Source organism: Streptomyces populi, assembly GCF_002911015.1.
GTDB classification, from domain to species: Bacteria; Actinomycetota; Actinomycetes; order Streptomycetales; family Streptomycetaceae; genus Streptomyces; species Streptomyces populi.
The window spans coordinates 1-11,197 of record NZ_KZ627019.1; the positions used below are offsets into that span (position 1 = coordinate 1).

Here is an 11,197-nt window from a genome sequence, read left to right on the forward strand (position 1 = left end):
GGTGGTGGAGGCTGGGAAGTGGCCCCGGCGCTCGCCGCAGCGGGTGAGATCCTGAACGGATGAACGAGACATCCGCTGCTCTGGCGGTGGCCCGGTGGCCGCTGACCGCGGCTGGGGAGACCGGCTGGCTGCGGGAGCTCGCCGACGATGATGGGCTGACCGGCTTCATGCCGCCGGCACTGCCCGACGCCGCCTGGGTCCTCCACTCCATGTACGAACACGAACTCGGGCCCACCAGCATGTCCTATGTCGCGTATCAACGAGCTGTGCTGAATGGCGGCGGTCCCGAGGTTATCCCTGGCCTCGACCCCGCGGACGTGTTCGGGGGAACGCCGGGCGAGCCCCCGAGCCTCCGTTGGCGTCGGCTGCGCTGGGCGGAGCTCTCGAAGCGGACCGGTGATCCCGTGGCGCCCGAGGGGCGGCTGCCTTGCTACCGCTCCTTCCCCTCGCTTCGGGAGCCGAGTGGCTGGCCGGTCGGCATCGCGGGGCCGTCCGAGGGCAGTCTGGACCGGACCGACTGGAACCGCCTGGTCGACATCCTCACCGAGCACAGCCCGCAGGGTCCGGAGACCCGCTGCATGGCCTACTACAACCCGCTGTTGCAGAGGACTGAGGACTTCGGCAACCTGCACGTCCGGGCCGGCACGCTCGCGGATGCCAAGGCACTGTACGACCACCCGGAGGAGGACGGTTGGACCCCGTCCAACCTCTGGGCCCAGGACCGGTCCTGGGTCCTCTGCACGGACCACGACCTCTGGGCCACCAAGGTCGCAGGCCCCGCCCCGCTCGTCGAGGCCCTCCTGAACGACACGGAAATCGAGGCCATCCGACTGGCCTGGGCCCACTGATCCCGACCTCCCGGCCCGAAAACGACCAGTGTGGTCGAGAGGCCAGATGAAGCACACGGTCACCAAGGGTGCTACGCCGAGGTGAGAGCGGGGTGGGGCGGCCCGGCCCTGCTCCGCCCCGGTCCACAGGACCTTCCCCGGCCCGTCCGCCGCACCCGCCGCACCCGCCGCACCCGCCGCCCCCGCGGCGCCCGGGGCGGGGACCGCGCCACCGGCGCAGGCGCCCCCCCACGCCGGGTGAGCCGCAACGTTCCCCGCACGTGGCGGCGCGGCCGGCCCGAGGACCCCGGCCGCCCGCCCGGGCGGTCCGTCAGGCCACGGCGAGGCGGTCCACCAGCAGGCGCACTCTTTGCCCGGCGTCCCCGGGCAGCAGCCGTCCTGCCCGGGTCAGGGTGGCCAGCCCGTGCAGGGACGCCCAGAACACCTCGGTGAACAGCCCCGGATGGATGCCGTCCCCGGCGACGTCGGTGAGGCATTCGAGCAGGGCGGCGAAGGCGTCCTTCAGCGGCTCGGGGGTGTCCTCCTGCGCGTAGGTCAGGCCGCCGTCGAGCTGGAACAGGGCGTCGTAGACCGCCGGGTTGCGCTCGGCGAAGTCGAGGTAGGCGTGGGCGAGGGCGGTGACCCGGGCGCGCGGGGTGTGCTCGGCGGAGGTCGCGGCGCGCAGGGCCGCGGCCATCTCGGTGGCGCCTTCGAGGGCGACGGCGCCGATGATCTCGCGTTTGCCGCGGAAGTGGCTGTAGAGGACGGGCTGGCTGTACTCGATGCGTTCGGCGAGCCGGCGGGTGGTGACCGCGTCCCAGCCCTGCTGCTCGGCGAGTTCGCGGGCCGTCGCCACGATGAGGCGCTCGCGTTCCGCCCGTTCGCGCTGTTTGCGTTCCTGTACCGACATGACCCGATCCTAGCACCGCTAGACAATCGAGCGACAGCAGTACTAGTGTTGACCCATCAGCTAGCAACGCTAGATTCCGGGAGGGGTCGTCATGCTCAACGCACTCGAGGTCTTCACCACCGTGGTCGTCGGCGTGATGGTGGGGGTGGAGTTCTCCGTCGCCTTCATCATGAACCGGATCCTGAACGCGCTCCCCGAGGACAGCGGCCAGCTCGGCCACGCCCACGGCGGCCGGATACTCGGCGCCCTGATGCCGTTCTGGTACATCGGCTCGCTCGTCCTCAGCGCCGTCTGGGCCGTCGCCGGATGGCACCACCACGGCGCCGGACTCGTCGTCATTGCCGCCGGCCTGCTGATCGTCAGCGTGGTCATGTCGATCCTGCTGCTCGTCCCGATCAACAACCGGAACAAGACCTGGACCCCCGACAACCGGCCCGCCGACTGGAAGCAGCAACTGCGCCGCTGGGACCGCTACCACTACGTCCGCGTCGCCGTCATCATCGCCGCCTTCACCCTGCTGGCCACCGCCCTCGCCTGATACCGCGGGCGAAGACCGCACCGGTGACGCCGTCGTGCAGCCGCCGCCCGGCACCCACCGCTCCGGGCGGGCACCCCGCGCGAAGCCGGCGGATGCCGCCGGTGGGAGCCGGGCCGTTCATTCGGGTTCGGCGGTCTCTGCCCCGCCGCAGGGATGCGGGGAGCGCGTCCGGGCGTGAGCGTTCCGGGCGCTGGGAGCCGCATCGAAGGAGGCGCCATGAGTGCGATCCGTCCGGTCGCCCATGGGCTGCGCACCGATCATCCGGTTCCGGGGGCGGCCGTTCATCAACGATGAGCGGCCGCCCCCGGAGAATCCCGGCGCGATCGAACGGACCGGCCGCAACCAGGGTGAAGGCTGTGGAGCCGTACGGATTCCTTGCCCGGCGGGGGATGGGTGGCCTTCACGACCGAAACGAAGAATCGCGCCTACGCGCAGGCCGTCCACCAGCACCCCGCGTACGGCCGCACCGTCCTGCTGATCCGCGACCAGGACATGGGCGACCTGCACCACGACTGGATGTACGGGCACAACAAGTTCCTCTACCGGCACGGCTGCTACCGGTGGGACGGAACGGCATGGCACCGGCCCGGCCAGGTTCTGGACCGCGCCTATGAGGGGTACGACGCCCGCCGGGTGGAGGACGCCGTCACCGTCACCGCCGCGGAGCCCTCTGACCCCGGTCGCGGCAAGAGGCTCGGGGAACAACCCGAGGGGTCCGGCGGAGGCCGGGCCGCCGCGTGCGCCGGGGCCACTTGCACGCGGCTCAGGGCAGTCGCAAGGCGACTCGGCCCGGCCCCCGTCCCCGGCTCGCCCGTCTGCATGGGCCGCGCATCGACGAGAGGCCCCGCCTGCGCGGGTTCGCCGCCCCGGGCCGCCACTTGAACCGGAGAGGGCAGGACGGTTGCCCATGAAGATCAAACTCTGCCTTGGCCTCCTACAGCCATCCCGCTCGCCTGGCGTTGACCACCGCCTCCATCCTGGAGGTGGCCGCCAGCTTGGCCAGGATGCTGGGGATGTGGGTTTCCACGGTCCTGACGCTCAGGACCAGTCGATCGGCGATCTGCCGGTTTCGACGGCCGTATGCGACCATTTCCAGGATTTCCAGCTCCCTGGGGGTCAGAACGCCGGGTGTCGGAGCCGTCAGCGTCGGGTCGATGACGTATTCGCCGTTCACCGCGTGACGCAGAGCATCGCAGAACTCGTGCGGCTCGATGTCCTTCGACAGGACCGCCACCCCCAGACGCCCGATAAGGCCGGCGAACAGCGGCGGCGTCGACCGGGGCTCGACCAGAGCCACGAACGCGGAGTCGGGCAGAAGACGGTGCAGTTGGGAGACGAAGACCGGCTCATGTCCGGGAAAGTCCAGGACCACAGCCGCAGGCCGGGCGGTCCGTGCCCCGCGAAGCGCCTCCTCGGGACTGCCGGCTTCAGCGACGACCTTCAGATCCTGCTCGGACGAGAGAAGCGCGGCCATCCCACGACGCACAAGACTTCGAGGGGCGACGAGCATGATCCGGACGGGCGCGTGAACCAGGCGCGCCGCTGACGGAAACGCTCTTCGACGAGCGGAGCCCCCGGACACATCGAGCGTGCGATCTCGGCGCGCCCTTCGGACCGTGCCGTCCCGGCGCGGATGCTCCGCGGCGGCCTCGGCAGCGCCATCACCCTCACGCGGAACAGGCAGCGGACCCGGCTTCGGTGCCGCACCGGGTACGGGCACGGCTGCCCCCGTGCCGGAAGTCACCGGAGCGCTTGACACAGCCTCACGAACGACGCCCCAACGCGACTTCCACCGATCGAGAACGTGCGGATCGGCCACACGAAGGCCCGCAGGTATGCCTCCACGCACGGCCACGACGGCAGGCTCCGGCCAGCGGCGGCCTTCGACAGCGCGGGCGCCGAGTAGTGCGCATGCCTGGCCATCTCGCGGTAGGTCGGCTGCCCGGCGCAGTGCCCGCAGATCCAAGGCGAAACGGGCGAGATCGCCGGTGCGATCGTCGATGGGTTTTTCGCGCCGCCCCATCGTGGTTCACCGCGGTGGGGTCAGGTCGCCTTCGACCGGCGGGGCCGGAGCGTCGGCCGGATCATGAAATGGCGAGTTCGCCAGGATCCGCCGCGTCATCTGCCCGGCAGAGAAGACCGCGTGCCCCGGCCAGTCTCGCAGCACCCGCAGTGCCGGGGACATACGAATTGGTTCCTGGCCGAGCCGGCATCAATCCCCGTGTCCGCCGCCGGGATCGAGTGTTTTTTGGGATGGCGGGGCCGGCCCCGCCCCCGCAGACTGTGAGCACGGACGGCACCAGACGCCGCCCGCCGACCGAACCGGCCCTCCTGGATCTGGGTGGTCATCGGAAAGGGGGGGGGCCTCCGTAGCCGCGGAGGACCCCACAAGCCGTCGGGATGCTTCACCGCACAAGACGGCGCCGTGCGCAATCGCCACTGCCGCCACCGGACCCGAGTCTCACCGTGCCCGGGCCGGCCTCGCCGAGGAGTGCGTCGCTGCGCGGGCAGGAGCGCCACGGGCGCGGGCCGTCCCGCCCGACACGTCCGTCCCCGGACGCCGCCCCGCGCCCCGTGCCGGGCCGCGCGCCCGCCTCCTCGAGCCCCTCGCCTTCTCGAGTCGCCTCCTCGAGCCTACGAACCGGTTTCGATTCCGGCCGGTGCTTGGGCGCCGATCGCCGTCGGGCAATCATGGGAACATGCGCCGGCCGCTCCACCTCCACAGCCCTGAGTGGCTGACGGTCGACGACTCGGCCCTGAACGTCGCGCTCGTGTACCCGATGCAAGGGCCCGCCGGCATCTTCGGTCCCGCCTGCGAGGCGTGCGCACGGCTGGCCGCCGAAGAGGTCAACAAGGCCGGCGGCGTGCTCGGCAGGGAGCTGCGGCTGCTGGAGGTGGACGGCGGAGCCCGGCCGGAGAAGGTCGCCGAGGAGGTCGAGGCCCTGGTGGCGACCGGCGCGGTGCACGGGGTGACCGGCTGGCACATCTCCTCGGTCCGCCAGGCGGTGGCGCCGCGCATCGCGCACCGGGTGCCGTACGTGTACACCGCCCTCTACGAAGGCGGGGAGCGCACAGACGGGGTCTTCATGACCAGCGAGACGCCGGACTGGCAGCTGCGGCCCGCCATGCGGCTGCTCGCCGGGACACGGCGGGTGCGCAGGTGGTTCGTCGTCGGCAACGACTACGTCTGGCCCCGGCGCACCGCCCGGGCCGCCCGCCGCTACGCCCGCGCGCCGCGGGGCGGACGGGTCTGCGGCGAGGCCTACCTGCCGCTGGGCACCGAGGACTTCGCCGACGTGCTGCGACGCATCGAGCACACGGACGCGGACGGTGTGCTGATGCTGCTCGTCGGCAGCGACGCGGTCCGCTTCAACCGGGCCTTCGCCGCCTTCGGCCTCGACCAGCGCTGTCTGCGGCTGAGCACGCTGATGGACGAGAACATGCTGATGGCCAGCGGCCCCGAGGCGACCGGCGACCTGTTCAGCACGGCCGGTTTCTTCGCCTCGCTCGCCAACCAGGACACCCTGGACTTCCACGGCCGCTACGCCGGCCGCTTCGGCTTCGAGGCACCGGCCCCCGGCAGCCTCGGCGAGTCGTGCTACGAGGGCGTGATGCTGCTCGCCTCGCTCATCGAGCGGGCCCGCACCCTGGACGTCTCCGCGATCTCGGCCGCCGCCGAGAGTGTCTCCTACGAGGGTCCGCGCGGCCTGCTCCGCCTCCATGACCGGCATGTCCGCCAGCGCATCTACCTGGCGGAGGCGGCCGGGCCCGACTTCAACGTGCTCGCCCAACTGCCTTCCCCGCACGACCTGCCGTGACGCGTGCCGGATCGGTGGTGGGCCGTCCTTCCAGGGCCTCGGCCAGCTGCGCGAGCAGGCCGTCCAGCTCCTCGCCCGCGGGCAGATGCTCCAAGTCGTCCCAGTCGGCCCGCACTTCGCGCGCCAGCACCTGCCACCGCTGCCTGCCCCGTGGGGTGAGGTGGGCCAGGACACGGCGCCGGTCGGCCGGGTCGACGCGACGGTAGACCAGGTTCTGGTCGACGAGTTGGTCCATCAGCTTGGTGAGGCTCGGGGCCGGCAGGAAGGCGTGGTCGGCCAGGGCCGTCATGTTGTGGCCCCGCCCGTCGGAGAGCAGGTCGAGCACCCGCCACGCCTCCACGGAGCACTCGAACTCGTCGAGGACGCACTGCACCCGGCGCACGGCCAGCCGTTCGGCCCGCGTGAGCAGGTGGAGCAGTTCCTGGGGCCGTCTCGCCATCGTGCTCCTCCGCTCGTGCTCGCCGACCGGTGTCCGAGCCTACCGTCGATCAGCGGGCCCTCGAAAAAGGGGAATCAGAATAACTGATCCTTTCCAGGGGAAACATTGATCGCCATTGCTGTCATGTCCTCAACCGGGCCTATTCGGCGGCGACTTCCCGGATTTGGCAGGCCGCGATACTTCCACTGGAAACTGTTCTTCAATTGCCGCGAAACGCGGTTGAAACAGTGTCCCCGCAGGCTGTGGTCGCACTTCAGCGACCAGCCCGGAGGCCACCCCGGAACGGCTGGGGACCCGTGCGCAGACACCGCCACTTCTGAAGCGCTTTCCCCTTCATCCCTCCACAGAGTCGTTCCGCTCTCTTCGTATCGCCCTTCGGGGCAAGGAGGTTGTGCATGTCCGGGTTCAGCATCAGCAGGCGCGGTCTCCTCGCCGGAATATCGGCCGTCGGCACCTCGGCCGCCCTCGGCGCGTGCGGCGCCAAGACGGGCGACACCACCTCCACCGGCTCCGGCGCCAAGGCCGACACCTCCGGCGACACGGTCAAGGTCGGGCTGCTGAACTCGCTCTCGGGCACCATGGCGATCAGCGAAGTCACCGTCCACAACGCGCTGTTGCTCGCGGTGAAGGAGATCAACGCTTCCGGTGGCGTGCTGGGCAAGAAGCTCGAGCCCGTCAGCCAGGACGGCGCCTCCGACTGGCCCACCTTCGCCGAGAAGGCGGAGACCCTCATCAAGGACGACAAGGTCGTGGCCACCTTCGGCTGCTGGACCTCGGCCAGCCGAAAGGCCGTCAAGCCCGTCTTCGAACGGTACAAGTCCCTGCTGTTCTACCCCGTGCAGTACGAAGGCCTGGAGCAGTCGCCGTACATCTTCTACACCGGCGCCACCACCAACCAGCAGATCGTGCCCGCGCTGGACTACCTCAAGAAGCGGGGTCTGACCAAGCTCTACCTGGTCGGCAGCGACTACGTCTTCCCGCGCACCGCCAACAAGATCATCAAGGCGTACGCGAAGGCCAACGGCATGCACGTCGTCGGCGAGGACTACGCCCCGCTCGGCTCCACCGAGTTCGGCACCATCGTCAACAAGGTCAAGGACGCCGGCGCGGACGCCGTGTTCAACACCCTCAACGGTGACTCCAACGTCGCCTTCTTCAAGGAGTACAAGTCCGCCGGCCTGACCGCCAAGAGCCTGCCGGTGCTCTCGGTCTCCATCGCCGAGGAGGAGGTCAAGAGCATCGGCACCCAGTACCTGGACGGCCAGCTCACGGCCTGGAACTACTACGAGACCACCCCGGGCGCGGCCAACACCAAGTTCGTGGCCGCCTACCAGGCGGCGTACGGCAAGGGCAAACCGACCTCCGACCCGATGGAGGCCGCCTACATCTCCCTCTACCTGTGGAAGGCGATGGTCGAGAAGGCCGGGTCCTTCGACGTGACGAAGGTGAAGGCCGCCTCCGACGGCATCGAACTCGACGCCCCCGAAGGCAAGGTCACCGTGGACGGCGCCACCCAGCACGTCTACAAGACCGCCCGGATCGGCAAGGTCGGCTCCGACGGTCTGATCACCGAGGTGTGGAACTCCGGCAAGCCGGTCAAGCCCGACCCGTACCTCAAGGGCTACTCCTGGGCCTCCCAGCTCTCCTGAGCCCCGCACGGCACCGGACCCGGCCCTCTCCCAAGGGCCGGGCCACGCCCACGGCACCCGCGCACACCCGTACCCGCGTCCCCGACCCGGAGCCGCCCCATGACGGTCGTCCTCAACCAGTCCCTCACCGGCATCAGCATCGGCGCCGTCCTGCTGCTCATCGCCCTCGGCCTGACCCTGACCTTCGGCCAGATGGGCGTGATCAACATGGCGCACGGCGAGTTCATCATGGCCGGCGCCTACACCACGTACGTGCTGCAGAAGTCCATCAGCAGCGCGGGCCTCTCCCTGCTCGCCGCCCTGCCCATCGCCTTCCTGGCCGCCGGGGCCATGGGCGCCCTGCTGGAATGGCTGCTCATCCGCCGCCTCTACACACGCCCGCTGGACACGCTGCTGGTGACCTGGGGCGTCTCGCTGATGCTCCAGCAACTCGCCCGCGACATCTTCGGCGCCCCCAACGTGCAGACCACCGCGCCCGACCTCCTCACCGGAAACATCGCGCTGGGCGGCGGCATCACCTTCGCCAACAACCGCCTGTTCATCCTCGGCCTGGCCCTGCTGAGCGTCCTCGCCCTCACCCTCGTCCTGAAACTCACACCACTGGGACGCCGTATCCGCGCCGTCGTCCAGAACCGCGACCTGGCCGAGGTCTCCGGGATCGCCACCGGGCAGGTCGACCGCATCACCTTCTTCATCGGCTCGGGCCTCGCGGGCATAGCCGGCGTCGCCCTCACCCTGGTCGGCCCCATCGGCCCGACGACGGGCACCAACTACATCGTCGACGCCTTCCTGGTCGTCGTCGTGGGCGGCATCGGACAGCTCAAGGGCAGCGTCATCACCGCCTTCGCGCTCGGCATCCTCCAATCGGTCCTCGAATACTCGACGACCCTCAGCGTCGCCAAGGTCATCGTGCTCGTGGCGATCGTCGCCTTCCTGCAGTGGCGGCCCCAGGGCCTGTACACCCTGCGCACCCGGAGCCTGGCATGACGACCACGACCACCCCCGCTCCCGCCGCGGTGACACCACCGCCCCCCTCCCTGCCCAAGCGGCTGCGAGCCCCCGCCGCTCTCGCCCTCGGCGCCGTACTCCTCCTCGGCCTCGCACCGGCCGTCCTCTCCGACTTCCGCCTCAACCTCCTCGCCAAATACCTGTGTTACGCGATCGTCGCGGTCGGCGTCAGCCTCGCCTGGGGCCGCGGCGGGCTCATGGTGCTCGGCCAGGGCGTCTTCTTCGGCCTCGGCGGCTACGCCATGGCCATGCACCTCAAACTCACCGACGCGGCCGCCACCGGCGAGACCCTGCCCGACTTCATGCAGCTGTACGGCACCGGTGAAACCCTGCCCTGGTGGTGGAAACCGTTCGCCGACCCGGCCTTCGCGCTCGCCATGACCGTGCTGCTGCCGATGACCCTCGCCGCCCTGCTCGGCTTCTTCGTCTTCCGCCGCCGCGTCAAGGGCGCCTACTTCGCGATCCTCAGCCAGGCCCTGGCCGCCGCCCTGTCCATCTGGCTGATCGGCCAGCAGGCCACCACCGGCGGCACCAACGGACTCACCGACATCCACGGCTTCTTCGGCTACTCCCTCGACGACCCCGTCAACCAGCGGATGGTGTACCTCATCATCGCCACCGTCCTGCTGCTCCTGATGACCGGCGCCCGCCGGCTGTTCACCAGCCGGTACGGCGAACTCCTCGTCGCCGTACGGGACTCCGAGGAACGGGTCCGCTTCCTCGGCTACGACCCGGCCAACGTCAAACTCGTCGCCTACGTCCTCGCGGCCGGCACGGCGGGCCTGGCCGGCGCCCTGTTCGTCCCCGCGGTCGGCATCATCTCCCCGGCGCTGATCGGGATCGTGCCCTCCATCGGCTTCGTCATCGGCGCCGCCGTCGGCGGCCGGGCCTCCCTGGTGGGCGCCGTGCTCGGCGCGATCGCGGTGGCCTGGACGCAGAGCACGCTCTCCGACGCCTTCCCCGCCGCGTGGACCTACCTCCAGGGCCTGCTGTTCGTGGTCGCGGTCGGCTTCCTGCCCGGCGGACTGGCCTCCCTGGGCGCCGTCCTGCGCAGACGCCGCACCGCCACCGCCACCACCGCTCCTACGACGGGAGAGAGGCCATGAGCGGCGAGCAACTGACCGTCCGCGGCCTGCGGGTGACCTTCGACGGCTTCACCGCCGTCGACGGCGTCGACCTCGACATCCACCCCGGCGACCTGCGCTTCCTCATCGGCCCCAACGGCGCCGGCAAGACCACCCTGGTCGACGCCGTCACCGGCCTGGTCAAGGCGACCGGCTCGGTGCGCTTCGGCGACCAGGACCTGCTGGGCAGGCCCGTCCACAAGATCGCCCGCATGGGCATCGGACGTACGTTCCAGACCGCCACGGTCTTCGACCGACTGACCGTCCTGCAGAACCTCGACATCGCCGCGGGCGCCGGACGGGGCCCGTGGACGATGCTCAGGCCCCGCAAGAACATCCCCGAACCGGTCGCGAAGGCCCTGGAGACCACCGGACTGACCCACCTGCGCGACCGCCTGGCCGGCACCCTCGCCCACGGACAGAAGCAGTGGCTGGAGATCGGCATGCTGCTCGTCCAGGACGTGCGGCTGCTGCTCCTCGACGAACCGGTCGCCGGCATGAGCCACGACGAACGCGAGGCCACCGGCACACTGCTCCAGCACATCAGCGCGGACCGCACGGTCGTCGTCATCGAGCACGACATGGACTTCATGCGCTCCTACGCCCGCAGCGTCAGCGTCCTGCACGCCGGCAAGGTCCTCAGCGAGGGCACCGTCGCCGAGGTCCAGGCCGACACCAGGGTCCAGGAGGTCTACCTCGGCCGCACCACGCAACCCGATCCCGCTCCCGCCACCGCCGTGGCCGTCGCCGAGGAGGCCTGAGCCAGATGCTGGAGATCACCTCCGTCCGGGCCGGCTACGACCGCACCACGGTCCTGCACAGCGTCACCCTCACCGTCCCGAAGGACGGTGTCGCCACCGTCCTCGGCCACAACGGCGCCGGCA

General features: G+C 70.4%; 11 protein-coding genes and 1 pseudogene. 9 read left to right on the forward strand and 3 right to left on the reverse strand.

The window, feature by feature from the left end; all coding sequences use genetic code 11:
• Window positions 1-59: 59 nt before the first annotated feature.
• Window positions 60-848 carry a hypothetical protein gene (locus CW362_RS40800; protein WP_103554643.1) on the forward strand — a complete coding sequence of 263 codons (789 nt, stop codon included), beginning with the start codon at window positions 60-62 and terminating at the stop codon, window positions 846-848.
• A 310-nt stretch (window positions 849-1,158) separates the two neighbouring features.
• On the opposite strand, the gene CW362_RS40805 is transcribed toward CW362_RS40800, so the two are convergent.
• Entirely contained in the window at window positions 1,159-1,737 is a 579-nt protein-coding gene (locus CW362_RS40805) for a TetR/AcrR family transcriptional regulator (RefSeq protein ID WP_103554644.1), read from the reverse strand.
• A 91-nt stretch (window positions 1,738-1,828) separates the two neighbouring features.
• On the opposite strand from CW362_RS40805, the gene CW362_RS40810 reads away from it, so the two are divergent.
• Window positions 1,829-2,275 (forward strand): anthrone oxygenase family protein, encoded by a 447-nt coding sequence (locus tag CW362_RS40810; RefSeq protein ID WP_103554645.1) that lies wholly within the window; start codon window positions 1,829-1,831, stop codon window positions 2,273-2,275.
• A 393-nt stretch (window positions 2,276-2,668) separates the two neighbouring features.
• Window positions 2,669-3,157, forward strand: a complete 489-nt coding sequence (locus CW362_RS40815) for a hypothetical protein (protein WP_103554646.1) — start codon at window positions 2,669-2,671, stop codon at window positions 3,155-3,157.
• Window positions 3,158-3,209: 52 nt separating this feature from the next.
• Here the strand turns inward: CW362_RS40815 and CW362_RS40820 are convergent, their stop codons facing one another.
• On the reverse strand, window positions 3,210-3,749 hold the full coding sequence (locus CW362_RS40820; protein ID WP_162684401.1) for a response regulator transcription factor: 540 nt from the start codon (window positions 3,747-3,749) through the stop codon (window positions 3,210-3,212).
• Between the two features lie 1,225 nt (window positions 3,750-4,974).
• On the opposite strand from CW362_RS40820, the gene CW362_RS40825 reads away from it, so the two are divergent.
• Window positions 4,975-6,093: a substrate-binding domain-containing protein gene (locus CW362_RS40825; protein WP_103554648.1), complete on the forward strand. Its 1,119-nt coding sequence runs from the start codon at window positions 4,975-4,977 to the stop codon at window positions 6,091-6,093.
• Here CW362_RS40825 and CW362_RS40830 read toward each other — a convergent pair.
• Complete coding sequence (locus tag CW362_RS40830) at window positions 6,050-6,532, reverse strand: MarR family winged helix-turn-helix transcriptional regulator (RefSeq protein WP_103554649.1); 483 nt, start codon at window positions 6,530-6,532, stop codon at window positions 6,050-6,052. The two genes, CW362_RS40825 and CW362_RS40830, sit on opposite strands and share 44 nt — an antisense overlap.
• Window positions 6,533-6,927: 395 nt before the next feature.
• On the opposite strand from CW362_RS40830, the gene urtA reads away from it, so the two are divergent.
• The 5 genes and pseudogenes from urtA to CW362_RS45115 all read left to right on the forward strand — a co-directional run.
• Window positions 6,928-8,181, forward strand: a complete 1,254-nt coding sequence (gene urtA, locus CW362_RS40835) for an urea ABC transporter substrate-binding protein (protein ID WP_103554650.1) — start codon at window positions 6,928-6,930, stop codon at window positions 8,179-8,181.
• Between the two features lie 99 nt (window positions 8,182-8,280).
• Entirely contained in the window at window positions 8,281-9,168 is an 888-nt protein-coding gene (urtB, locus tag CW362_RS40840) for an urea ABC transporter permease subunit UrtB (RefSeq protein ID WP_103554651.1), read from the forward strand.
• Complete coding sequence (gene urtC, locus CW362_RS40845; protein WP_103554652.1) at window positions 9,165-10,295, forward strand: urea ABC transporter permease subunit UrtC; 1,131 nt, start codon at window positions 9,165-9,167, stop codon at window positions 10,293-10,295. Before urtB ends, urtC begins: the two co-directional genes overlap by 4 nt.
• Window positions 10,292-11,074: an urea ABC transporter ATP-binding protein UrtD gene (gene urtD, locus CW362_RS40850; protein ID WP_103554653.1), complete on the forward strand. Its 783-nt coding sequence runs from the start codon at window positions 10,292-10,294 to the stop codon at window positions 11,072-11,074. The genes urtC and urtD overlap by 4 nt, the downstream gene beginning before the upstream one ends.
• 5 nt (window positions 11,075-11,079) lie before the next feature.
• Window positions 11,080-11,197, forward strand: a pseudogene (locus tag CW362_RS45115) (ABC transporter ATP-binding protein); the annotation flags it as partial.